The sequence below is a fragment of the Sphingobacterium cellulitidis genome, assembly GCF_043187465.1.
Classification (GTDB): domain Bacteria; phylum Bacteroidota; class Bacteroidia; order Sphingobacteriales; family Sphingobacteriaceae; genus Sphingobacterium; species Sphingobacterium cellulitidis.
In genome coordinates, this window is sequence record NZ_CP171136.1 from 4,349,891 (window position 1) to 4,375,017 (window position 25,127).

The 25,127-nt window shown below is 37.3% G+C and carries 16 protein-coding genes; 1 reads left to right on the forward strand and 15 read right to left on the reverse strand.

The genetic code is table 11. The annotated features are described in order from the left end of the window. Positions 1–5: 5 nt before the first annotated feature. Genes ACF3OC_RS18935 through ACF3OC_RS18945 form a run of 3 tightly spaced genes read right to left on the reverse strand, consistent with a single transcriptional unit; the run spans position 6 to position 5,573 of the window. A complete protein-coding gene (locus ACF3OC_RS18935; protein ID WP_392470494.1) occupies positions 6–3,497 on the reverse strand; it encodes a PVC-type heme-binding CxxCH protein in 3,492 nt (1,163 codons plus the stop codon). 49 nt (positions 3,498–3,546) lie between these two features. After that, positions 3,547–4,683, reverse strand: coding sequence for a Gfo/Idh/MocA family oxidoreductase (locus tag ACF3OC_RS18940; RefSeq protein ID WP_277711711.1), 1,137 nt, complete (start codon positions 4,681–4,683; stop codon positions 3,547–3,549). Positions 4,684–4,700: 17 nt separating this feature from the next. Continuing rightward, the gene (locus tag ACF3OC_RS18945) at positions 4,701–5,573 is read right to left on the reverse strand and encodes a sugar phosphate isomerase/epimerase family protein (protein ID WP_392470496.1); all 873 of its coding nucleotides are present in this window, start codon (positions 5,571–5,573) and stop codon (positions 4,701–4,703) included. A 334-nt stretch (positions 5,574–5,907) separates the two neighbouring features. On the opposite strand from ACF3OC_RS18945, the gene ACF3OC_RS18950 reads away from it, so the two are divergent. Next, positions 5,908–6,801, forward strand: coding sequence for an AraC family transcriptional regulator (locus tag ACF3OC_RS18950; RefSeq protein ID WP_392470498.1), 894 nt, complete (start codon positions 5,908–5,910; stop codon positions 6,799–6,801). Here the strand turns inward: ACF3OC_RS18950 and ACF3OC_RS18955 are convergent. The 12 genes from ACF3OC_RS18955 to ACF3OC_RS19010 all read right to left on the reverse strand — a co-directional run bounded on the left by ACF3OC_RS18955 (position 6,779) and on the right by ACF3OC_RS19010 (position 25,124). Beyond that, positions 6,779–7,924 carry an endo-1,4-beta-xylanase gene (locus tag ACF3OC_RS18955; RefSeq protein ID WP_094258721.1) on the reverse strand — a complete coding sequence of 382 codons (1,146 nt, stop codon included), beginning with the start codon at positions 7,922–7,924 and terminating at the stop codon, positions 6,779–6,781. The two genes, ACF3OC_RS18950 and ACF3OC_RS18955, sit on opposite strands and share 23 nt — an antisense overlap. Positions 7,925–8,283: 359 nt before the next feature. Then, positions 8,284–9,384, reverse strand: coding sequence for a discoidin domain-containing protein (locus ACF3OC_RS18960; RefSeq protein WP_392470500.1), 1,101 nt, complete (start codon positions 9,382–9,384; stop codon positions 8,284–8,286). A 4-nt stretch (positions 9,385–9,388) separates the two neighbouring features. After that, positions 9,389–11,119 carry a LamG-like jellyroll fold domain-containing protein gene (locus ACF3OC_RS18965; RefSeq protein ID WP_094258719.1) on the reverse strand — a complete coding sequence of 577 codons (1,731 nt, stop codon included), beginning with the start codon at positions 11,117–11,119 and terminating at the stop codon, positions 9,389–9,391. A gap of 10 nt (positions 11,120–11,129) precedes the next feature. Beyond that, positions 11,130–13,124, reverse strand: coding sequence for a M60 family metallopeptidase (locus tag ACF3OC_RS18970; RefSeq protein ID WP_229678263.1), 1,995 nt, complete (start codon positions 13,122–13,124; stop codon positions 11,130–11,132). Between the two features lie 3 nt (positions 13,125–13,127). Beyond that, a complete protein-coding gene (locus ACF3OC_RS18975) occupies positions 13,128–14,825 on the reverse strand; it encodes a LamG-like jellyroll fold domain-containing protein (RefSeq protein ID WP_318271594.1) in 1,698 nt (565 codons plus the stop codon). Position 14,826: 1 nt separating this feature from the next. Beyond that, positions 14,827–16,413, reverse strand: a complete 1,587-nt coding sequence (locus ACF3OC_RS18980) for a DUF5008 domain-containing protein (RefSeq protein ID WP_094258718.1) — start codon at positions 16,411–16,413, stop codon at positions 14,827–14,829. Beyond that, positions 16,413–17,162 (reverse strand): fasciclin domain-containing protein, encoded by a 750-nt coding sequence (locus ACF3OC_RS18985; RefSeq protein WP_094258717.1) that lies wholly within the window; start codon positions 17,160–17,162, stop codon positions 16,413–16,415. The genes ACF3OC_RS18980 and ACF3OC_RS18985 overlap by 1 nt, the downstream gene beginning before the upstream one ends. A gap of 17 nt (positions 17,163–17,179) precedes the next feature. Continuing rightward, entirely contained in the window at positions 17,180–18,679 is a 1,500-nt protein-coding gene (locus ACF3OC_RS18990; RefSeq protein ID WP_229678261.1) for a RagB/SusD family nutrient uptake outer membrane protein, read from the reverse strand. A 10-nt stretch (positions 18,680–18,689) separates the two neighbouring features. Beyond that, on the reverse strand, positions 18,690–21,839 hold the full coding sequence (locus ACF3OC_RS18995) for a SusC/RagA family TonB-linked outer membrane protein (protein ID WP_392470503.1): 3,150 nt from the start codon (positions 21,837–21,839) through the stop codon (positions 18,690–18,692). 17 nt (positions 21,840–21,856) lie between these two features. Then, complete coding sequence (locus ACF3OC_RS19000; RefSeq protein ID WP_094258715.1) at positions 21,857–22,900, reverse strand: DUF5007 domain-containing protein; 1,044 nt, start codon at positions 22,898–22,900, stop codon at positions 21,857–21,859. A gap of 14 nt (positions 22,901–22,914) precedes the next feature. Continuing rightward, positions 22,915–23,586 (reverse strand): fasciclin domain-containing protein, encoded by a 672-nt coding sequence (locus ACF3OC_RS19005; protein ID WP_094258714.1) that lies wholly within the window; start codon positions 23,584–23,586, stop codon positions 22,915–22,917. A gap of 14 nt (positions 23,587–23,600) precedes the next feature. Further along, positions 23,601–25,124, reverse strand: a complete 1,524-nt coding sequence (locus tag ACF3OC_RS19010) for a RagB/SusD family nutrient uptake outer membrane protein (protein ID WP_392470504.1) — start codon at positions 25,122–25,124, stop codon at positions 23,601–23,603. Positions 25,125–25,127 lie beyond the last annotated feature (3 nt).

Genomic DNA, 25,127 nt, shown 5'->3' on the forward strand with positions numbered 1-25,127 from the left:
TTTAATTATGGAATTACTTTCATCACGCCATTCATTATTCGCCAATGTCCCGGAAATGTACAAGCAAATGGATAATCTCCTGGTTCACTCGGCACTTTGATATTCAATTCGTAGGAACCTGCTGGATCAATCAGAGAGGTGCTAAATAACACATCTGCCGAATTAGGGATGTATTGAAGTTCAATTGCATTGCTTTGTGTCGCCAATTTATCTGCGGCCTCCCCAACCCGCTCCAAACTACCTGGTTTTAAGATCAACATATTATGTTGCATATGATCAGGGTTCTCAAATATTATTTTCAGATTTGAGCCTGCTTTAGCTGAAAAGTTAGTAATATCATATTTCATTTCACCCACGACAGCCTTAATCTTTAATACTTTATCGGCTTCAATGGTATTACCTTCTGCACCGACGGCCTTATTCATTGCAATTAAGCGGCTATCTTCCAGGACCCCTGTAAAGTTAAAATCCTCAGGAAATTCACCGGCGTTTCCATTCGGATCTTGAGCCGATTCTTTCGTGGCACTAGCTCTTCCTACTAAAAGAAAACCGTCCTGTTTCTCTGGAAACAGACCTAAACTTTTACCTTCCGCTACTTTCACATCATCTACAAATAGTAACATCTTACCATCAGCAAGCAATGAAGTTTTAACTTTAAAATTCGGTTTAGTAAGTTTTTCCGATTGAATGATGGACTTATTTCCTTTTTGATTTACTCTAAGCTCTACTTTACCATCCTTGATATAAACAGCATAACCATCCCTTTTCGTACCATATGATAGTAGGGCTCCATTTAGAGGATGCTGATCCTTTTGACGAACGGTACTTACAAAGTGAATTTCACGGTTTGAAAGTTCAGGGATCTGTCTGGAACTAATAATCCCATCTCTCGAACTGTTAAGAGGTAAAACACTCATATTATTACCGGCAATAATTCTTTCCGCCAAGGAACCTGTAGCCTTTGAAAAATCAGGATGGCCAAACTTCGAATGGTATTCATGCATCATATTTGGTTGATGAAGGCTACCTGCAATCATCAAAGCATGGAATATCCATTTATCCTTTTCATTTTCAGGATCCTGCACGGCATCAAAAATCACTTTCGCAACCTTTTGACTAGATGGAGCTTCTGATAAAGCTAAAATAGCCGCTAATCTAACGCGAAGATCCTTGTCTTGAACAACCCCTGAGGATATCAATTCATCGATAACCTTGGCATCTTTAGGTAAGGTTTGTATGGCCGCCCTTCTCACTCCTGCAGCAGGATGTTTGAGAGCCTTAAGAACAACTGAAACACTAGGACTTTCTCCATTCGATAATAATCCTAAGCCCTTTAAGGTCCAGATGGCGTGAATGGCAGCACCATTGACATTGACCTGATCGACCGACTTATCATTGATAAGCTTATGTAGATCATCAGCAACAGATTTATCAGCAGCTTCTACCAATAATCTTTGCGCTGTTGTCCGCCAAAACATATTATCACTTGATAAGGCATCAACTAGGTCTGAGCCCTTTTTACCTTTTAAATTAAACTTCTTTTGTTTGGCAGCATCATCATAAACTAATCTATAAATCCGTCCTTTCGTATTATCTCGTAATGGATCGATATAGGCATTCCCAGGGCCGTTTTCGAAGCCTTGAGGCGTTGGGTTATGCTGGATAATAAAGTTATACCAGTCCAAGAACCATAACGATCCATCGGGTCCTACTTTAGCTTCCACAGGACCAAACCAGTTATCCGAACTCGCTACCATATTCCAACCATCACCCTTTTCTTTAAACCCAGAACCTGATGGCTCTAGGATATGTCGATGGATTAGGCGACCGGTTGGTTCAGCGATAAATGCTACCCGGTTCCAATATTCTTGAGGGAATGCACGTGCAGTATATAGATTATGACCTGATGCCGCTGTAAAGCCTCCAAATACATCCACTTGTCGCAGCTCCTTGGTCAACTCATGGATCTTGTAATGGGCATCTATTTTCTCAATTCCCCGCTCATTAACATTTGCTTTTTCATAGTATCGAGCTGAAATAGCCATAAAATTACTGTGCTCATTATTCGCGGTTGACAAGAAAACATCAAAGTCTTCAGAGAATCCTAATCCCCAAGTGTTATTACTGGTATTCCCTAAGAACTCAAAATCCTGAGCTTTGGGATTAAATCGATATGCCCCGGAACCAAATTTATAGGGTTTCCCAGCTATAGTGCCTTCAAAACCTGAATATCCTACGGTTCCCCAAATTTTGTTATCCAAGCCATATTTCAGGTTTGATGGACCAGCATGCGTATCAAATGTTCCCCATCCGTCAATCAGTACCGTCCTAACATCAGCTTTATCATCCCCATCGGTATCCTTTAAAAACAAAAAGTGAGGAGCCTGAGCAACAATAATTCCACCATCAGCAAAAACAAAAGAAGTTGGAATATTAAGCCCTTCAGCAAATACCGTGAATTTATCCGCCTTTCCATCATTATCTGTATCCTCACAGATCGTAATCCGGTCATCTCCTGTTCCTTTATCACTTTTTACTGTATTAGGATAATCCACTGTTTCTATTACCCATAGCCTTCCCCTTTCATCCCAATCCATTGAAATAGGCTTTTTAATGTCAGGCTCACTAGCAAAGAGCTCCAGGCGAAAGCCTACAGGTACTTGTATTAGTGTCTGCGATTGCACAGGGTCCAATGGTTGCTGATAGCGAGGAGCTGGATCTTTACGTTCGTAATTTGGCATCCGAGCTTTCTCATATTCTGGTTTCGCGATTTCATATTTCTTCATTCTTTCCACCGCTTTATCACCCACTGCCCAAAGAATCCCATTCTTCACTAACTGTAGAAATCCAGGGTTACGAAAGGTGCGTTCATCATGACCAAAAGCTGTATAAAACACCCGACCTTTTCCATGTTCCTTTACCCAAGTATATGGCTCTCTATGTGAACTATCCACACGTTCCATCAAGACATCAATATCTTTTGCAAGATGGTCATGAACGTAAGTTTCATCCCATTCGGTGACAAATGGTGATAATCCTTGCATAACAGGATGATCTGGCTTGATGATCTCAGCGCCAAACGAACCGCCTCCATGACTCTTGAATTGACCACCAATCAAGGCTACTACCTCATCGGAATTTCGGAAGCAATAGGATGCAGAATGGATATTAATATATCCTTTGCCTGAAGCAACATAATCCAACAATGCTTTTTCTTGTGCCGGACTAATTGTATCGTGGTTCGCATACAAAATCAAACCATCGTATTTCTTCAGATCCGGACGTGTCAAATCATCTGGGTCGATAGAATAAGTAATATTTATTCCATCATTAAAATACTCTTTCGCCAAGATATCGGCAAGCAGTTCTGAGTCATGGTGCTTACTATCATGTCCCAGAAAAAATAGTTCTAGTCTTCTAGGCTTGTTATCCTCAGTACATCCCAGTACCGACAAAACAATGCATAATAGAAGGCATATTTTTAAAATCTTATTCATTTTAAATAATATTGAGATATAGGTTCTTTAGTCAGCAACCTCCAATATATTAGGTTGTTTCCCAAGTAAATTCAGGTAAAGGAATAATCTCTCCCCCTTTCATGGCCGATTCATGCGCCAAAATACCAACGCAAGTAATATTTGCTGATTGTCGGGCATTTGGAAATGGCGACCTACCATCCTTCAAGGCGCTAATGAATTCATGAACTAAATGCGGATGCGAGCCTCCATGCCCACTTCCTTGTAAAAAAGATAGATGTTGATTCTCGCCTTCATCATAAACCCCTGCTCTTGTAAAATGCTGTATGGATTGCGGAAGTAAGTGCGCATAATCCGGGCAATTTACCTCTTCAGGAATTTCAGGTTCAGGTCTTTTTGCCACATGTAAAACCAAAGGTTCTCCTTCAATCAATGGCCATTCTACCGATTGCTTGGATCCATATACTTCAAAACTTTCGCGATATTGCCTCGCTGTATCAAATAAGGACCGATATACCTGGGCACTTAAATCTGAGTTCCTAAATTTAATATGTGCGGACTCGATGGCAAATGGAGAGTTATAATGTCCTACTAAATCCTCTCGAATTGTTCCTGACCCAAAGCATGACACATATTCTGCCTCATTGCGAGTTAGTCCCAGCACAGGTCCTACACAGTGTGTAGCATAATGCATGGGTGGAAGTCCCGGCCAATAGTTTGGCCAGCCATCCATATCTTGTTGATGACTCGCCTTTAGAAATTGAATCTTTCCAAGATCACCTTTTTCATAGAGTTCTTTCATAAACAGGAATTCCCGAGCATATAACACGGTTTCCATCATCATATAAGTAAGTCCTGTTTCCTCGACAGCCTCCACGATTTGCTGGCATTCTTCAACCGTCGTAGCCATTGGAACAGTACAAGCTACGTGCTTGCCTGCCCGAAGCGCCTTAATCGATTGCTCGGCATGATTTGGAATAGGAGTATTGATATGAACGGCATCAATATTTTCATCTTTCAGAAGTTCATCGTAACTGGTATATCGCTTTTCAATTGCAAAGGCATCGCCAATTTCATTCAGACTTTCCTCATTCCTTTGACAAATAGCATATAAGTTCGCATCAGGATGCTGTTGATAAATAGGAATAAACTCTGCTCCAAAGCCTAAACCAATAATGGCAACATTAATTTTTTCTTTCTTCTCCATTTCGTTCATTGATTATATTAATCTAATTGATTAGCAGCCCATTTTTTCAAAAATGCATGTCCATCACGCGCAAATGTATCTTGGTCTTCAGCAAGATTGCGCCAGATGCAGACTGCCCCAGCTAACTCCTTATTTTCTGGTGTAAAACTCTCAATCGATACCGCACCTTTATAATTGATGGCTAAAAGTGCCTCATAAAATGCTCCCCAACTTGCATTGCCTGTTCCTGGAGTCCCCCGATAATTTTCTGAAACCTGAACATGCAGCAATTTATCGCCTGCCTTACGGATAGCTAAACCGGGATCTGGTTCTTCAATATTCATATGGAACATATCAAGGCATATCTTTGCAGCTGGGTGATTGAGTTCATCAATCAATCGTAAAACATCAACTACGTTATTGATCAAATCAGATTCAAAACGGTTCAATGGTTCCAGTGCTAATTCCAAGCCTTTAGAAGTCGCCATCTCGCAAACCTGACCTAAATTATCAACCGCACGGTTCCATTCTGTTCTTCGCTGTGCATCCGGAACCATTCTTGCTTTTCCTACTGCAGAATACATCGGCCCTGCGAAAAAATTAGCACCCAAATCATTTGAGATATTCAAGCAATCTTCAATATATAAGAGGCCATTCTTTTGCAAATCTTCATCATCACTGGTTAAATCTCTACTTGGACCAAAGGCACCACAAACAATAGCTTGCAAGCCATTCTTTTTAAGTTCTTTATAAATCTTTTCGCTATCGATAAGTGTGGGATCCTCTACAGCAATTTCCACGACTTCATACCCCAAACTTGCTATTTTCTCAAACAAGTTTGCCGCATCCTCCGTTCGGAATGGAGAGGTCCATAACCATGTACTTACGCCTAATTTTACAGGTAATTGCATATTATCTTTTAAATAAATTAATGATTCTTAAAGGTTTATAGGCCATACAGTATAGCATTGTCCTTATCAAATGAAATAGAACATTTCTAAATCATTTTCAAGGCTGGTTTAAAATGGTTAATCCTAATACTCTAAATTAAGACTCAACAAGAATTTAACATACCTATTTAATGCCCAATGATGACTGTATTTTATCACAGATATTTACAAATAAGGAGTACAATGGATAACAATCAGACATTTACCCATAGAAAATCTTGATAGTTGACATCAAAACACTTAATTTTAATAATCCCCAAAAGCTATTTGAAGGGACAACCATTTATACTCCATCATGGATATCAACTTCAAAAAAACCGCAGTCCAGAAAACCAGGATTCCTTCATCTCGCATATTTTTTGTGCGAAGGCTTTCTGATAAGCATTTTGATACCACTTGGCATGCTCATTCGGAATATCAACTCTTTCTTGTTATTGAAGGATCGGGAACTAGATTTATAGGAAATACCATGAAATCCTTTGTAAAAGGAGACCTTTCTTTTATCGGACCCAATATTCCACATCTATGGCGTAGTGATGATATTTACTTTGATCCTCAATCAAAGAAAAACAGTGAGGGTCTGGTTATTTATATTAATGGTTCAGCATTAGAGAAATTCATAGAAAAAGAAGAGTTTAATCAGCTGAAGGTTCTGTTGGAAAAAGTAAGACGTGGAATGGAAATTCAAGGATCTACAGCAAAGGAAATTATCAAATTAATGAATGAACTCCTAAATCTACACGGTATGGAAAGCATCATTCATCTACTAAAAATCATGAATGTTCTAGCCAAAGGGAAGGATTATACTTTATTACATTATGATGAGTTCCAATATCAACCCAAAGATGTAGAAACTAACCGCATCAACATCGTCTATAACTATGCTTTAAATCATTTCAGAAATAAAATTACCCTAGAGGAGGTCGCCTCCCTATTAAATATGAAACCAACCTCCTTTAGTAGATATTTTAACGCCAAGACCTCAAAGACCTTTTCTTATTTTATTACAGAATTGCGAATCAAACATGCTTGTAAGCTTCTTTCAGTCGCCGAATCCAAGAATGTAGCACAGATCTGTTATGAATCAGGCTTTAATACATTATCCAACTTCAACAAACAATTCAAGACTTTAATTGGAATGACACCTATGGAGTATAGATTAAAATTTATGACCCTGTATTCTGAATAGTCTTTTCCACAATCTCCCTTAAAAAAGGCTTTGCCTGATAGTTTCTGTCATACAGCAATGGATAATCTGTTCTCCCTTTTATAGGCCAATTGTTTTTCCAGGAATCAGCATCAGTGACTCCCCAAAAGGTTACTCGATCAATTTTATCATGATGCTTTAAAAACAAGGCGAAAAAGTCTTTATAGCGTTGGGCTAACTTGCTTTCCACCTCCGCCGGCAATCCTTCTGAGTAAGGATTAAGTTGTTTATCATATTTAAAATTAGAACTGACTTCGGCACCTTGAGTATGATTAGGTGTTGGTAAAATGGAGATATCAAACTCAGTAATCATAACATTGACACCCAAGGTAGAAAATGCTAATATACTCTCTTCGAAATCACTTACAGCAGGGTATCCCAAACCAAGATGTCCTTGCATTCCTATCCCATGAATTTTCATTCTACTATCCTTGAGATTACGAACCATTCTAACAACCCCTTCCCTTTTTCCCTTCAAAAACATGGAATAATCATTATAATATAATTCAGCCTCCGGATCTGCCTCATGAGCAAACTCAAATGCCAAGCGAACAAATTCCTCACCTATGATTTGATAAAACTTGCTTTGTCGCCAATCTCCATTGTCCAATATTGCCTCATTAACGACATCCCAGCCTTTTATCCGTCCTTTATATCTTGATACAACCGTGTGAATATGCTTTCTCATCCTCTCAATTAAAACCTCCCGGGAAACTTCCTTGCCGTCTTTATCAATAAAGAACCAATCCGGAGCCTGTGAATGCCAAATCAAGGTATGCCCAATAATTCGCATTCCAAATTTCTCCCCCAGTTCTACAAATCGGTCAGCATCTTTGAAATTAAACTCCCCTTCTCGAGGCTGAAGATACATTGCTTTCATGCAATTCTCCGCTGTAATGGAATTAAATTGCGACTTAATTAATGCAGTAGCCTTTTCATCCCGCTCATAAATCTGTTTCAAGTTCAATGCTGCTCCAATGTCAAATTTCCCAGCAAAAGCTGATTTTAGAGATATCCCCGCAGACTTAGTTTGTGCTGCTAACTGATTAGCAATTATAAATAACAAAACAATAACTAAAAAAAATATGCTTTTGAATCTGTTCATAATTGATTGGAAATTATGCGGTTTATATTATTTTATTAGGATGTAGTGAGGGTGAAAAAGTTCAATATAAAAATAACTGAATTTATGTGAAATCCAATAAGGCTAAGAAAATCAAACGCAGTTAGTAGATAATGAGAAAGGAAAATTATTGGGAATTAACTTATAAGTATCCACAAAAAAAGCCGCTTCATTTTCATGAAGCGGCTTTTTGAAAAGTGACTACGCTGAGGCTCGAACTCAGGAGTCACGGATTAAGACAACAACAGAATTTAACTTATTAGATTCTGCATATCATTAGGGTAAAGCCAATACCACACTTTAAAGTATTATCGAGCAAAACTTTACCTTTTTTCCAAGCCTTAATATATCGAAAACGCAACAAATTCAGATAGATGGGTGCTGTTAGAACCTCCAGTAAGCATATTTAATCTTAGATAACGTGCTTTTGCAGGATTATTCAAGATTGTTGACTGCAAACCTTTAACAGCAGGGTCATGAGTACCATTTGCATGCAACATGAACCATGTTTTACCATCTAGGCTACCCTCGAGACTAAAAGTTCTGAAACCCGATGAATTATTATCATTCCTTGGTGCCAATTGAATTTTAGAAACGAGATATTCTGTTTTCATGTCAAACATTAACCAGTGTGGATATGGAAGATCCTCAGGCCAATACGATGAGTGCCATTTTGTATTCAGATTTCCATCAAGGACCCCTTCAGGAGTACCGGGACCTTCGCCAGGATATGATGATGAAGCCGTAGCAGTCCAATCTTTTCTATCAATTGCGACTTCCTCAACAACTCTGATATTGGTATCCTTCACCGAAGAAACCTTATTAAGACTATCCAATACACTAAGTTTTAAATTATAAACTCCCCTTTTTAAGGCAATAGACATTTCAGAAAATCCTAATTTATTCATTCCAGATTCATATTGCTTCCCGGATATATCAACCTTAATATTTACAGGAACTTTAGTTTGATTCTCCCAAAGGATAGTAATCTCACCTTCACCACCTAACATAGAAATTGACTCAAACACCGATCTTGAAGGATAAGGTTTAGCTGTAATTTTATAAATAAAAGGATTAGAGAAAATACCCTCCTTGTTCTCTGCTATTACAGTTAGATCTGTGGCTTTACCAATTTGAAAATTGTTTAATTTCAACACCTTGCTAAAATCTGTTACTGTAATACTATCTTTTTTACTGTCAGATTGATAAACCAGATGTAATTTTGAAACCCTTTCAGTATCGGTTTTTTCAAAATTAATTTCTACTGTTTCATTAAAGTCCGTTACGAAAGCCAGATAATCTGGTTTTACAGGTCTTCTATTGCTTTCAGCAGGATTTTCTTCAGCAATTTGCTTTGGAAATACAATGTCTTCTTCTTTACAGCTGACAACCAAGCTTAATAAAATCATTAAGAAGCTTGAAATTTTTAGAGTATGCTTCATGATATTATTTTAAAAATTCTATTTCAAAATTTGTAAGAAATGGTTTTCCCTCTAATGCCCAATTCTCCATTGGCGTTATTCCTAACCAATAAAGAGATTGGCTTGAAATATCCAAGTTCTGCATAAGGATCGCATTGGGATCCACATATGGTAGGTTATTGTTGGTTACTTTATATTGAAAATCACCCTGAAGATTGATATTAGGCATACCTTCAATCTTATTTTGTAAAACTCTTTTCCCATCATTTAATGGCCAAAATCCTTTAAGGTTTTTATATTTAGCATGTTCAGGAGCTATTCCTACTCGACGTGAGTTTGCCAAAATTTCTCCTTCAGTTAATACCGTATTCCAGATATGGACATCTGATATTTGAAGGTCAATAAATTCACCCAAAAACACATAAGGTTGAAATCCGAAAGTCAAAGGACTATTAGATTTTATATTTGCAATATTCAATCCGTCTGTTTTCTCAGATGCTTTTACACCATTAATATAAAGTGTTGCTTTCACGCCTCCATCCACTTTCTGAATAGTAGAACTGATATGTGCCCATTGATCATCAATTGACGCTGGACCAGCAGAAATTTCTATTGATTTACCGCCATCACCCATCCAAAAATGAACATTATTTCCTCCTCTAAAAAATGACCATCCTGGAGTTGATCCCGTTCTTCCATCCGTTTTACTTAAAAACGGAGGATATACATAACTAAAATTACCCTTGGCATTTCTGTTAACCTTAATTTTAGCTTCTATGGTCAATCCTGTTTCTGGATTTGGGTTATAATCCTGCTCATTTTCTGCAACATCATTTCTAGCCCTTACACCTTCTTTTGGCCCGTTCTCCTGACCATTGTAGCCATAAAAACGTGGCGAACTGATAATTTCAGGAACAATCTCCTGACCTTTTAAATCCTTTTGGTAATAAAGCGTGAAGATATTTCTTTCCTGAAAACTATCACCACCATACTCATTCTCAAGACCACCATGGTTAGAAGTAATGATAATCAGCCAATTTTCAAACTCAGCATTTTCACGAGACTCAACAGCCTTAACTACCTCATCAACATAAACATCTACTTTTTCAAGCGCCGTTTGATATTTACTGTTAGACATCAAAAAACCACCATTTTTGCCAGCTTCCAACACATCTGTAAATTGAAGTACAAATAAATCTGGAGCCGATTTCTTTAATAAATCAACAGCTGCATTTTTAACGGCTTCATCAGATTTATAATTATTTGTTTGGTCAGCATCCATTAACAGGATTGTTGCTAAACTTTCATGGCGAACCATGGCAACAGTACTTAATTCTGGCTGTTGGCTTTCAATTCTTGCAAACAAGGTTGGAGAAAACTCCAGTTCACCATGTGGATCATCTGGATTCTCAGTTGGAAGGAAATTCTCGTCCAATACATGATGTTTGCTTGAACTATAGCCTGTCATCATTGTTGTCCAAGTCGCAGCATCAGAGGTGTTTTCATCAGTTAGAGCTTGAAAGGAATATTTCCCCTTCTTCATTAAGGAGGCAATTTTTGCCGGTGTTTTCTTCTTCATCTCTTCCCCCACTAAACCGTCAATAGAGATCACCAACACTTTCCTTTTCACAGATTTTTCAGACTCTTGTTCATAGTCTTCAAAAATTTGTGGAGGATTATAATATTTTGTACATGAGTTACCTGATGCTAGAATTACAGCAGCAAGAACACAATATTTAAGAAATTTCATTTTCATAATTATTAGGTTAATTGATATCAAAGAAGGCCCCTAATTCTGCAATTGCAACATGCGGTTGTCCTACCCAGTTTTGCTCTGTGAATTCAAATCTTACAAAACGAACATCCTCAATTTTATCAAATTTTATTTCCTTACGATCAGCACGCGTAGGATCAGAATTAGATGTAGATAACCTGATCTCGCCCTGTAGTTTCCAGTTGTCATTTGTGGTTTCACGCGTATAAACTTTTGCTGATTTATGGAATGTAGCAGTTTGGCGATTCACAAAATAAGCCCCCCGAATACTTGTAATTGCACCCATATCCATATCTACATGGACTGGAAGTACTGTTTGTGGATTACATCCTGAATAACAGGTGTGCCAATAGGTAGATTTATCCCCGTCTTTCATTGCATCAATTTTTCCTGTACTCTCACCTGTAGCAGTAGCAGCATTCGATGTGTAAACGAAATCCAATGGGTCTAGGTCATATTTGCTCGGTAATGGATCTTCACCACCTTTATTTGTTAATGGATCATAAGTCCAAATAGTTTGAGACATAGGTGGGTATTTAGCCCTCATCTCGCGTTTAGCAATGGTACTGATACGAATCCCCCATGCATCAAAAAACCTGGTATAATCCTTACCTGTAAAGTCACATAATGCTCTATAGAAGAAATCACGTTTTGCTTCGTCTAAACCAAATCCATACTCTGTATTTCTTGCTTCACGATATACATAAGGCATAAAGTCCCATCCTGACTCCCCTTTTTTGCCTTTTGCTTTATTGAAGATCTGAAGAAACGGTACAATCTTGAAAAATGGATCCTGAGATTCTTTGTCAGCAATAATATTTTTCGAACCATCTCTCTTAGCATACTCAAGAGCTAATGGAAATTGTTCTGCCAATGCTGGATGTGTTGCTATACTAAAATCTTGATGACGGTTAGCCGTTTTGAATACAAATAAGTTGTTTGTGGTTTCCCCCAATCCATTCCAACTCCATGTTCCTGTCTGTTGATAGTTATGTCCTACCTCGTGGAAGGTTCCCCAGGCTCCGCCAGTTTTACCCATCAAGGCATCCCATTGAACAAATGTAGAATACCAGTATCTATCCATCATTCCAACCCATGGATTTCCGTTATGACCATATCCTACTACCGGCTGAATATCAAGTACCCCACGCTCTGGTAGATCTGGATATGAATTTTTAAGATCTGAAGAATTTTCTTCTAACCCCATCCAGTCATAATAATCCTTCACATAGATTTCATTCCATTCTTGTAAGGCTTTTTCAACCTGAGAACTTTCGTTTCTATAGGTCAAAACAAATCGACGCGGAACGGAGAACACTACTCTCTCGGATCTTAGTTCTATCCAAGGAACTTCTGTATTCTCTACATCCTTCAACCATTGCGCAACATTCGTTTTTCCAAGAATAAAATCTGGCGAGCGAACTGCCCCTGCAAACTTTAATTTTACAGGATTATCAATGGAGATTGATGGTTTAATCCAGATAGTTCCACCATAAAGATTCTTGATATAATTAACCCCAGGGAATAATTCTTTTACAGTATAAATAATAGCATCTCTTCTTAAGGACTCCGAGCCAGAAAGATTGTCCGTATGAACACCAATCTGTGCTGTAAGACCTATCACATTCTCAGGTACAACAATTCTGATATTCTCTCCAGCAGGAGCATATAAACCAGTACTAAAAATAGGCTTTGGCGTTGTACTAACCTTGATATCATAGGATTGAACCCATTTAAAATCAAGATCAAAGGTTACAGTCGTATCAGCTATTCTTTTTACATTTTCACCAACTAAGCCTGGAAAGATCCTTGCTTTGCTATACATACTCCTATCTGCAACGTTCATGGCTGTATCCGTTTCTATTGGAGTCGCAGTAGTATCCCCTTTTTGATAACCATCAACAAAATCATAGCCATATTTGCCGCAGGAAATCAAACTTGCAAAGATGCAGACGCAAATTGCGCTTTGTATTAAAATCCTTTTCATAATTTATTTCATAATTTTATAAACTGGAGTCCAGCTCTTACCATCTAGTTTCCATTCTTTTTGTGGAATAATTCCCAACCATTGATAAATCATAAATGGTACATCAACTCCGTTTGGAACAATTTTGTAGAATGAATCTGAAATCGGAGGTGAGAAATAACTCACGATATCGTTGAATGAAACCCAATTATAATTCCCCGTTAGGTTTAAATGTCTTCCATTGCCTGTCATGTCACGAATCTGCCCCTTGCCTATATCGTCATATCCTGGCCAATAACCAATCAGATTTTCATAGTAAGGGTGACTGTCATCGATTAAAGTTTTACCATAAACGGCTTTGATATTTTCTTTTGGAATAGCAACATTATAAATCTGAATATTACTAATCAAAACATCAGGAGCAGAGTTGTCATTACCTGCTTTTTTTCCAACGACAAGTGGTGCATTATTGTCAAGATTATTTCCATTGGTTAATGCTTGCCTATCGTTAGGAACTCCATCTGTAAACACTCTTAATGAATCTCCTCTTGTAACTGTTACGGTGAAGTTATGCCACTCCCCATTATTTACAGCCGTTCCAAATGCCTGACCGCCGATATTGGAGTTCATCCCAAGAGCCATATTACCATTCCTCACTTCCCCAAAAATATTCCATCCTGGACCCGAAAATCCAGCATCCCTTTTGGAAAGGAAAATTGGGTAGTTCCAGTTGCCATCTTTAATATTCGATTTAAAATTGAAGGAAATAGTGAAGTTTTTATTGTTGGCAAAATTAAATGCCGCTGCATCCTGAAGCACTGCATTCGTGGATGGTGTCCCATAGGTATAACGAACTGCTGCTCCTTGATATGGAATAGAAGATGAGTTTGGAGTTGGGAAGAATTTACGATCAAACTTGGGAGAATAAAAAAGCGTAAAGATATTACGTTTAGAATCCCCATAGGATGTGTTATTAATTTCGCCATTGTTTTCAATCGCACCTCCAGCACTTGAAGTAACAATAACTAACCAGTTTTCTGTCTTGAAATTTTGACGAGATTGAATTTCTGTAATCAATTCTGAAACTTGTTTATCAAATGCTTTAATGGCAGCGATATATTTAGCATCACTTGATTCATAGCTTCCAGCCTGCCCAGCTTTATCAACTTCTGAAAAATGAGCCAAGAATACACTTCTTTCATTTTCTTTCAATGCAGCTTTTGTCTTATCTACAACTTCCTGATCAGATTTAGAAACTGAAGCATCCGTAACCCCTTTAATGAAAGTGTTTGTGAACTCATCAGAACTTGAATTTGCAGTTATTTCATAACCCAAATCAAGGGCTTTGATCCTGCTTAGTAAGTTTGGATATTCTTTGCTTTTATAAGTGCTCAAATCTGAGTTTACAACCGCATGTTTGTCCGAGGTTGTTCCAGACAATAAATTAGTCCAGCCAATCTCCTTTGTATGAGGGTTTGATTTAAAATCAATCAAACTACCATAGCCAAACATAGAATTTTGCTGCATTTTCACTAATTGGGTTGGAAGGATTTCCTGAACGGCTTCCCCTCTTAATCCATCGACTATAATATAGAGCACTTTAGAAGTACCAGCATCATAGCCTTGTTGTTCACTATATTCAAGCAAACGATTTGGAAATTCCTTATTACATGAGCTTATAAAAGGAATTAATATTAATAATCTTATAAATATCGCTTTCATGTTAATTTCTTATTTCCAGTTTTACAATGTTTCTAATTCGTTTTCCATTTACCTGATTAAATGATCCTCCAATCAGGATTGCTGGATACCCTTGACTTGATGTTGTTTCAACAACGGTATTGACGAAACCATCAAAATCTCCAATATTGTTATAGGATTGCAAGGCGTCTCCATTTGGTTCAAGAATTAATAGTTGCGATCTCTTAATACCATTATAACTAGTGAATGACCCTGAAACAACGATTTTACCGTTATTTAAGATTTGAGCAAAAATTGGAATACCATTTCCTAAATCGCCCATTTTAAAGCCATTGTCTATACTGCCATCAGCATTTAACACAACTAATCCTTTCATTGCCTGGCCATTAAACTGGGTGAAATTACCAGCAATAACATACTTCTTAACTACGCTGTTATATTTCACAGAAAATATGGTATTGTTTGCTCCGGAACCGACATTAAAGCTCTGATCAACAGACCCATCCGAATTAATACGAACGATTCTTCCTCTAGCTTGATTGTTGAAGTTTGTGAAATCACCAACAATGACTATTTGTCCTAATTCATTCTGAGCTGCCCCAGCTATATTTCCTGTAGTTCCACTGTTTTTAGAGGCAAAGGTTGAATCCAAAGATCCATTTGGTTGAAACTTCATGATGTTGCGAACCTTTGTATAAACAGCACGCTTATTCTCTCTTGAGGAATACCTGTAGTCAATCTTGATATGATTTGAAAAACGTCCAAATGCAATTGCTCCTTCATCAGAAGTAGGAATAAGTTTTAGAATTGCTCCGTCCAATGAACCGCCATTAAAAGCTGTTACAGTATCAATATCATTTAATTCATTTTCAGGATTTGGGTTAATTACCGGGGTAACTAATGTATCCAATGAGCCGTTTGCATTCAAACGCGCAGCATTCAACACCAACCTCTTATTGAAGTTAGTCATAGCACCGGCGATTAAAAACTTCCCACTTGGAAACCGAATTATTGAACTGATTACGTCAGAGCTTCCATATCCGAAATTCAACCCTCCATCTGTTTTACCCAAACTATTGATATAATGAATTCCGTTTCTATAAATATTTTCAGCTTTCTCATTATCAAAATCTGTAAAATCTCCCGTCACAATGAATCCTCCTCCAAATGGTAATATATCCGTAACAGAACCATCGAATCCACTTTTTATTCCAAAGTCCTCATCAACTGAAACCTTCCCTCCCACAAAAAACCTTGGACCAAAGAATACTTGGTTCTGTAATTTGACGGAAACACCACCTGTACTTGCAAGGTTTGGAATACGAACATCAATGGTAGAGTCACTTAATTCTACAATTTCAGTCTCCATCTCATTGATTAAGAACTTAAAATTCTTTTCATATTTCTTTAACCCTTTTACTAGAAACCTTACAACTTCTCCAGGTGCTGCAGTCTCAGGGATAGGCTTTTCATTTAGAAAAAAAACACCTAAAGGGCTTTTTCCACCTGCATAAGGATCTTCTCCTATCGGGTCATCCTTATGGCAACTTGATGTCACTACCAACGCAATCAAAGCGATGAGTAGGCGATATATAAAGAGCTTATTCATTATTTACTTGCTGGTTTTATGCCCGTACTATAGGCGGTGGAAGAAAATTCATATGCATTAAATCCAAAATTATGTTTGCTAAAATTGAGGACATGTAATACGCCAGTAGATGTCTGCAAATCAGAGGTCGCTACTGGGGCATTGATAAAATTCGTAGCCGTACTTTCGTTAGAAAAGTTGTAGACATAAGAAATATATAATTGGCGATATCCCGCATATTTAATAACCTGTTCAACCCCTGCTGAATTCTTCGAAACCACATCGTTGTATAATACGCCAATGTTCACAGGTTCTTCAGCATAAGAAGTATAACCCTGACCAGGATAGATATCTAGATTCAAAGTATCCAGCTGTGGAAAATCCTTTAACAGGTATTTACCATCTAGGATATACCGGGATAAGAATTTTTTCCATACTTTAGGATCAACCTGACTTAGATCTTTCACTGTATCTTGACCCAACAGATATAATTGACGATTTAACTGATAAATGGATTTATTAATCGTCACATTGGCAGGTGCAAAAAATGTCATTTCAGGTTTATTAATGACCTGTTCTAAATCCGCAATTTTTATAATTCTAATCAATGAATCAAACAATTCTGGCCGACTTTCAAGAAACTGCATAGTCGTTCCATTATAAATTGGATCGTGGATACCTGAATCCAAATAGTCTTTTTTATTACATGATGACACAAATATAATGGCCATCAAAAACAGCATGATCCAGGAGTATTTATTTGTTTTCATAATATTCTCAGTTATAATTAGTTCCAATAGGTGTTCAAGGTCATGTAAGGGTTGTTTTTTAAGGCACTTCTATCAATTGGCCAAGTCCAAGCTCCTTTGTTGAATGCTTCTACATTAATTGGAGATGAGGTATACTTAGAATTAATAACTTTTTTTGTCCTCACTAAGTCATAAAAGAAATGTCCCTCACCCATTAACTCTCTTGTTCTTTCCCACCAAATAAAATCCTTCAATTCATCACCAGCCTCACTTATCGCTGGATCTGCTTTCGCTCTATCTCTAATGATATTAACCATTTGACGAGCTTGGCCATCTAATCCTAATTCTGCCAATGCCTCAGCACGTAACAAAATTGCATCTGCATAGCGAAAAACAACTTGATTATCATCTGGGTTATAATCCTCTCCTTCCTCCATGAAAATATTGGAAAACTTAAGCATCTGCATTAACCCTGTTGTATTGTAAATATTCTCATCAAACCAGATATCCTTACGGCTATCCTTCGCGCTCATTGGATAAAGTTCTTCCATGAATTTTGTGTCATAATAGATATAAGATCTGGTTGTAACTTTATTCGGAAAGCGCAAAACATAATCTGAAAAAGGTGCCGAAAGGTGGAAGGTTTCCCCGTAGTTTAGATTTTGAGTTATTTCAAACAAACCTTCTTTGGTTCTTCCTTTAAATATTTCTTTGGTTCTTTCTAATGGAAGTAATTCATATGCTCCACCATTTTCTTCCATGATTTCTTTCCCTAAAGCCTCAACATCACGGTAGTATGGATTCTTATCCGCATCGGTAAATCCAGCAATCCACATATTCATGTGCATCATCAAAGCAATTGCAGAACCTCTCATCGTGCGATTTCCTATTAATGATGGATCTTCATAGGTCCATGGAAGATCTTTATAATGTAGTTTCATGTCCTCAATACACTTTTGTAGAACTTCAACCATATCCGTTCTTCCAATTGCCTGGCTATGATAAGCTTCGGTATAATAAGGGATATCTCCATAAAGTCTAACCATGAAGAAATAAGCTAGATTGCGTAAAAAAGAGGCTTCTGCTTGGAACTGCTTTTTCTTTGCTTCTGATAATATCCCCGGCTCCAACTGATCCATTTCGTAGATTACGATATTTGATAGCTGAACCATTTTATAGAATGTATTCCACTTTGTAATACCATCAAATCCAAAATATTCGAATCGTGGACCTAGTGTAGCATTCAAAAGATTGAATTTCAAATACGTTAAATAATCTCTACCTTCACCACTGGTAGCAGATGTTCTATTGATGGGAGCACACCTTAAATCTCCTGTTGCTGGAAAGAAAATTCTCCCCATGGTTGCATCCCGAAATGTGGAATAAATTCCAATTAAAAATTGCTCTGCGTCACGTTCAGTTTTCCAATAATTATTCCCCGATAAATCATCGATTGGGGTAACATTTAAAAAATCCTTCCCACAAGAACTAACCATTAGAATGGCGCAACAACAGATTGATATAAATATTTTTTTCATAATAGTTGGTTTAAAATTGAACGTTAATACCAAAAGTGTAACTTCTGCGATTTGGATATCCTTGCGAAGAGTCTCTTCCTAAGGCAGAAACTAATTCTGGATCCGGACCAGAGTATTTACTGAATGTGTAAATATTATTTGCTGTTAAGAATAATCTAGCTGATGTAATACCCAATAATCTGCGAACATAGTCTCTATCGAAGTTATATGACAGCGTAGCTGTTTGGAACTTTAAATAAGAACCATCCTCTTGAAATAAGGTCTGGTCATAACGGAATGGATCATAGAAACCAAATCTTCTAAAATCAAATGGATTCGGATAGTAAGCATCAACATGATCTGGCGTCCAATAATTTAACTCGGACAATGGAACTAATGCTCCTTGTCCTACTGGGTTTGAGTAGTTTTTAAATCGGTCCGCTAAAGCATTATTCATGATATCACGCTTAATTGTCGCATACCATTGCGTGTTTAATGCCCAGTTTTTATATTGAAGGAAAACATTCACACCACCCGTAAAAACTGGTTGAGAGTTACCTACAATTACATAATCCTTTTCATCTAAAATATAGTCGCCATTTAAGTCTGTCCAAATTGGATCCCCAGCACGGAAGAACTTCTCTTCTGAAAATACTCCTCCCATTCTGTAGCGTAGACCTGTATTTGGATTAATTGGCACATCTGCATCTGTCTTATAGACTCCGTTATAATGTAGTAACACATTTGATAAAGAGTTAATACCAAGCCTATAAAGAATTGACTGCTTGTAAATTGTATTATCTTCAATCAATAACTGCCTCACATCATCAGGCAATGCCGCAGCATAATCCCTATTCAATGCCCCATTCAAATTAATGTTCAATGACCAATCCGAATTGCTGAACTTAGGACGAATACCGACCATAAATTCATGACCCATATTCACTAAAGATGTTTCATTCGTTTTTACATTTCCGAAAGCATTGATATTTGAGATTTCCTTTTCACGAAGAATCTGATCAGTTTGTCTATAATAATTCTCATAAGTAAATGATAGTAAGTTATTGAACAAACCGATTTCAATAGCTCCATTTAACTGCGTAGTTACAGATGGTTCAAGAGAAATATTAGGAATAAAGTTCATGTTCAAACTCACTGAAGTTTGATTGTTATAAGTTGTTGGGTTAGCAACATATCTTCCGTAAACATCAAAGATATTTCCTGTAGGAACGATATTTTTACCCCAAGTTCCACGTAAATTCAAATAATCTAACCATGAAATATTCTCCAAGAATTTTTCGTTTTTCAGGTTCCAACGTAATCCAACCGAAGGCAAATGCGCCCAAGGATTAGAAGTCCCAGTAGTGCTTGATCCATCCAACCTATAAGTCAATTCCAAAATATATTTAGACATAAAATTATAGGAAGCATTTCCCGCATATCCTAAAGTCCTAACCTCGGAAAGGTTGTCCAATGTACCACCCAAAGCAGCAGATGGCTTATATCCTAGACCAGAGGTAATCTGATCACTTGGAGTACCTGTCAATTGCATCACATCTGCTCTATAATGTTTAATCTGCAATTCATTAAATGCATATGCAGAAATGGTATGAGCACCATTTAAGGTTTTTGTATAGGAAACCATGTTCCGATTATATAATGTGTTTTGGCGATCATTATAGGAATAGATCTCATTGGAATTGGCATTTAAGGCTTCAGGTAAAAATCTATCCTGCGTTGCGGCAACATAATTATAACTAAAGGTACTTGTCCCCCGAATTCCCTGAATGGGTTCCCATTGGAGTTCAACCTGGCTATTGATATTTCCAGTTTTATTCTCATTGATCATTTCCAAGGCGGTTAATGCACCAATACTACCTGAGAACAGAGATGGTGGAGGTAATAAAGAAGATGTATTAGCCGAGTTAGCTACCCCCGATTGTCCAAAAGCATTTCCACTACCTGTACTATTTTTTCCTAATGAACCATTCATATATCCACTCATCTTGAACCGAGTACTTGGCATATATTGCATATTCATCATTAAGGAATATCTTGTAAATCCTGTATTCTCTACAATACCTTTTTCATTATAATAACTTGGCGAAATCTTGTAGTTAAATTGTTGATCACCACCGGAAATATTGAAATTATGAGTTTGGTTGAAAGTCGATCTGTAAAAATAAGATTGCCAATCAGTGCTATTATTGTAATATGCGTTCAACGAATCGGCAAGCATTGGTGAATCATTGATCAATCTTAATGCACTTGCATAAGTAGTATCATATCTCATAATCTGCTGAATACGAGTCCTTCTTTCTTCAACCCCTCCAATTACTTGGCGAAGCGAAGGGGGCGTATTTACGAAGAAATTGGAAGTATAACTTATAATAGGAATCTTAGAACTACCTCTTTTTGTTGTTACTAAAATTACTCCATATGCTCCTCTTGAACCATATAATGCAGTTGCCTGGGCATCTTTTAAAGTAGTAACAGATTCAATATCTTCAACAGGAATCAATGAAAGCGGACTAATACCAGGACCTGCGGTTTGAAATCCATATTCGAAATTATTGTTCTCATCCAATGGAACCCCATCAATAACGAATAAAGGTGATGTAGGAGTTAAGAATGCCTGATCCCCTGAACCTTGGATATTAATATTTGAAATACCACGTAATGCAATATTTCCACGCATTCCGGGGGTACCATTATTTAACTGAATATTTAATCCGGCAACTTTTCCTTGCAATAAGTCAGTAAAGTTTGCTGCCGGTATATCTTTGATATCATCTGCAGTAATGACAATTGCAGACCCTGTCAATGTTTTCTTATCACGTGCTTGATAACCTACTACGACCGTTTCTTCAATGGCATTATTCACTTCTTCAAGCACAACATTATAAACAGTCTTGCCTGATTGAACAGTAAATCTGCTGGTTTCATGACCGATGCTTTTTACTGCGATTATCGATCCGGAAGGAACATTGATTGAGAAGCCCCCAGAACTATTGGTCGAGGTCAAATGTTTCCCGGTGGATAATAAAGTTAATGTCGCCCCATTGATAGGATTATTAGATCCATCCTTTACAGTTCCTGTTATGGCAACTTGACCAATTGCCACCAATCCCTGAAGGATGAAAATTAAGGTTATGCATAAAATGCTATATTGGTTTCGCATGATTTTTATTTTATAGGTTATTTATCATCTTCAAATTGAGGTGTCTCTCCGGTAAACCGAACCTGAATTTCCCAATGCCCAGGCTCATAAATCGAATATTGTAAGCCAACGATATTGCGCTCAACCAAACCACTTCTTCCTTTCCGGTCAAACACAAAGTTTGAAACCGCAGAGGTGCCTGAAATATCTGTATATCTGGTCCTTAGATTTACTAAAGGAATAGGATAAGCAACATCATAAGTAACCTTACCATTTTTGAAGGTTGGATTAAAACCATGAACCAGGTTATTCCAATCTGTTTTATCAAACTTCTTTATATCGATAACCTTGTTCAGTGAATCCAACATGCTGAAGGTTAAACTGCTACCAGGATTCTTATTATCAAGGTTTTTATGGAAAAACACTTTAACATCAGTAAAGAAGATAAAGTTTCCGGTCCTTTCCCCTTCTAAGTTTTCTAAGCGATAAGGATAGGTTGATGAATTTGTAGCTATCCCCGTTATTTGACTATAAATTGAAGGCTCATACGGACGTTCCTTCATAGGTTTTAATTTTAGGTTTCTTGCAAAACGACGACCTCCTGAGTTTGAAATCTCAACATCGAAAATATAACCTGAGTCTGGTTGAGTTTTTACAAACCCTGAATTCCCCGAATCCCAGAAAAATATATTACCCGACTTTTCTTGAATTTCCAACATAGGTCGGTATTCAGTCGTTCTTTTCTTTTCAATTTCTTCTAATGACTTTTCCTCTCCTGTATAGATGGACTTCCAAGTCTTAACCGCAAACTTATCTGTAAGCTCCGTTGCTGGTTGACCAGTAACAGTCCGCGGATTAACAATTTTGAATGTCAAAGGTAGTGTGGATGAATTTCCAGTAACTACAGGATTTTGATATTCAGTATTTCGGCCTAATGTAGGTTCAAATAAGGTTTGGCTGTAGTTCACATCATCACCCAACGCATCTAAATCTTCAGGAAGATTCGAAGTACATGATGGGTATAAGCATAATATTGCCATTGCAAACACTAGAAGTTGCCGATAGGTATATAAAACTTTCATAATTTTAGGTTATGCTATTGCGAGAATTTTGAGGTGAATTTATTAAAGCCAAAATCATGACCAGATGCTAAAACATGGATAACTCCATTCTTTGTTTTTATATTAACTGCACTGGTATTGATGTTTTGCCAGTATCTTTGAAAGATCGAATTATTCACATCGGAGAAAATAATCTGTTGCTGCCCTCCATTTATCAATCCTGATGCACTTAATACATTATACTGAGCGTGCATCCGATATCCATACTTATAGCTATCAATATTTAAACCGTCAATAAATGGCTTAAGCTCATCAATGTCTAATTCGGATTCGAAAATGTATCTACTTACCAATGAGTCCAAATCATTGCCAGGTACATCTTCAAGATATAAAGGTTGTTTATTGGTCAAGGCCCTGGTTGTGTTTAAGGCATCTACAGCAATTTCGAAGCTGCGATTCGTCGGAGCAAACAAGGTAAATGTTTCATCTGAATCTAGAGCCTGACGAATTGAAGGAAATCTATCCAAAACCAGTAATAGAGAATCGTATGTTTCTGGTTTACTCTCTAAATACTTTAGAATTGTTCCATCATAAACTGAGGCTTCATCATTATAATTGTAATAATAGTCATTCCCCTTCTTGCAGGATGCTAAACAGAAAACTGCAAGTGCTATTATATTAAGTGTCGATAATTTAAGTAATTTCATGGTTTGCCAATTTTTTATTTCCAATAATCGTTTTGGGTCAACAGACCGTTCTTGCTAAGGACATCATCAGACAATGGCCAATAAATCCCCCCTTTATCTATCATTTCTGAAATCTTTGGATTTACTTTTAGAATTTTGTTTAATCGAACTTGATCATACCATCTCCAACCTTCGCCCATTAACTCTCTTCTACGCTCATTAAAAATTTCAATGATTAACGGTGTCGGTGATATGGTAGAATAATTCCGAACATTCCGTTGTGTTTTAACTCTATTTAATAAGGTAATAGCCTGATCTTCATTTCCTAAAACAGTTAATGCCTCAGCACGAAGTAGCGTGATTTCTTCCATCCTCGTGAAAATAAGGTTCGATCCAAAAATGGCATAGTTTCCATTTGAAGAACCATCGCGAATGATCTTGATTTTACTGAAGATTGGTGTTTCTCCAGAGTAATTGGTAAAATAGTTGGTTCTCGTAAGTCCTGAGATCGTATCAATACCAAATCGGGTATCATTAGGATCCTTAAATATGTTCACGATAGAATCCTTAGGAACATATAGGTCCGGATATTGTTTAGAAACCAAAGGATTTGCTAAGGTTAATTCTTCAATATGCCCTGAAGCTGAAGCCTCTCCATTACTGAACGCTGAACTGATTGACAACAATTGTCCTGCTCCATAATTGTTTGAAAATATTCCGGCAGTTCCACTCAAATTAGAAATCGAAGCCAAATAGGTGATTCCTATTTCATTGTAGTGATCAAGGATAAATTGAGTGTATACATCTACATTGATATAATTTCCTTGCCATGCTGCAATGTGAGCTAAAAGCGAATAAGCCGTTAATTTATTGAATAAGACTTTTCTCCAGGCGCCACTATTCTGCTCGTAATAGGATTGTGGACTTACTCCATATAAATAAGGTAGGTCTTTAACTGCAGTCAGAAGTTCATTCTCAGCATAAGCCAATACCGAACGATAATCTGTTCTTGGTCTTTCAATGAAACTTTCGTCATCATGTGACTTGGTAATCAATGGCACATCTCCCCAAACTCTGCACATATAGAAATAAGCAAAGGCACGAATTACTCTCGCTTGGGCAATATCCAACCTTAAATTTAAAGGTGTATATCGTGAATCCTTTTCTAGAACCTCAGGTGCTCTTTCAATAAATAAGGAAGCCGAGTTGATAACTGCATAAAAATTCCTCCAGTTTGTCAAATCTTGAATCAATGGATACGATGCATTTAGTTCTTGATTGTTCATCGCTTTTAGATCACTACGGGTGTAGGAAATCAAATCCCCAGAGCGCAATTCTCCATAAACCCAATGTGCATTGTTTTCAAATAAAGCAGCACGCAGAAGACCATAGGATCCCATTAAGGCCGACCTTGTATCGGATATTTTATCCCACTGAAGTTCCTCTCCGGCATTTGATCCGCTAAATTCATCTAATTGTTTCTCGCAAGAGGTATTGCAAATAATGAAAAAGGAAAGCAAGAGATATACTATCGCATTTCTTTTAATTTTAATCATCATTAT

Excerpts from the sequence above, each read along its gene's own strand:
- ACF3OC_RS19010 (WP_392470504.1), bottom strand. The coding sequence starts at position 25,124 with ATGATGATTAAAATTAAAAGAAATGCGATAGTATATCTCTTGCTTTCC.
- ACF3OC_RS18960 (WP_392470500.1), bottom strand. The coding sequence starts at position 9,384 with ATGAAGCATACTCTAAAAATTTCAAGCTTCTTAATGATTTTATTAAGC.
- ACF3OC_RS18985 (WP_094258717.1), bottom strand. The coding sequence starts at position 17,162 with ATGAAAACAAATAAATACTCCTGGATCATGCTGTTTTTGATGGCCATT.
- ACF3OC_RS18970 (WP_229678263.1), bottom strand. The coding sequence starts at position 13,124 with ATGAAAAGGATTTTAATACAAAGCGCAATTTGCGTCTGCATCTTTGCA.
- ACF3OC_RS18940 (WP_277711711.1), bottom strand. The coding sequence starts at position 4,683 with ATGGAGAAGAAAGAAAAAATTAATGTTGCCATTATTGGTTTAGGCTTT.
- ACF3OC_RS18995 (WP_392470503.1), bottom strand. The coding sequence starts at position 21,839 with ATGCGAAACCAATATAGCATTTTATGCATAACCTTAATTTTCATCCTT.
- ACF3OC_RS18990 (WP_229678261.1), bottom strand. The coding sequence starts at position 18,679 with ATGAAAAAAATATTTATATCAATCTGTTGTTGCGCCATTCTAATGGTT.
- ACF3OC_RS18980 (WP_094258718.1), bottom strand. The coding sequence starts at position 16,413 with ATGAATAAGCTCTTTATATATCGCCTACTCATCGCTTTGATTGCGTTG.
- ACF3OC_RS18955 (WP_094258721.1), bottom strand. The coding sequence starts at position 7,924 with ATGAACAGATTCAAAAGCATATTTTTTTTAGTTATTGTTTTGTTATTT.
- ACF3OC_RS18975 (WP_318271594.1), bottom strand. The coding sequence starts at position 14,825 with ATGAAAGCGATATTTATAAGATTATTAATATTAATTCCTTTTATAAGC.
- ACF3OC_RS19005 (WP_094258714.1), bottom strand. The coding sequence starts at position 23,586 with ATGAAATTACTTAAATTATCGACACTTAATATAATAGCACTTGCAGTT.
- ACF3OC_RS19000 (WP_094258715.1), bottom strand. The coding sequence starts at position 22,900 with ATGAAAGTTTTATATACCTATCGGCAACTTCTAGTGTTTGCAATGGCA.
- ACF3OC_RS18950 (WP_392470498.1), top strand. The coding sequence starts at position 5,908 with ATGGATATCAACTTCAAAAAAACCGCAGTCCAGAAAACCAGGATTCCT.
- ACF3OC_RS18935 (WP_392470494.1), bottom strand. The coding sequence starts at position 3,497 with ATGAATAAGATTTTAAAAATATGCCTTCTATTATGCATTGTTTTGTCG.
- ACF3OC_RS18945 (WP_392470496.1), bottom strand. The coding sequence starts at position 5,573 with ATGCAATTACCTGTAAAATTAGGCGTAAGTACATGGTTATGGACCTCT.
- ACF3OC_RS18965 (WP_094258719.1), bottom strand. The coding sequence starts at position 11,119 with ATGAAAATGAAATTTCTTAAATATTGTGTTCTTGCTGCTGTAATTCTA.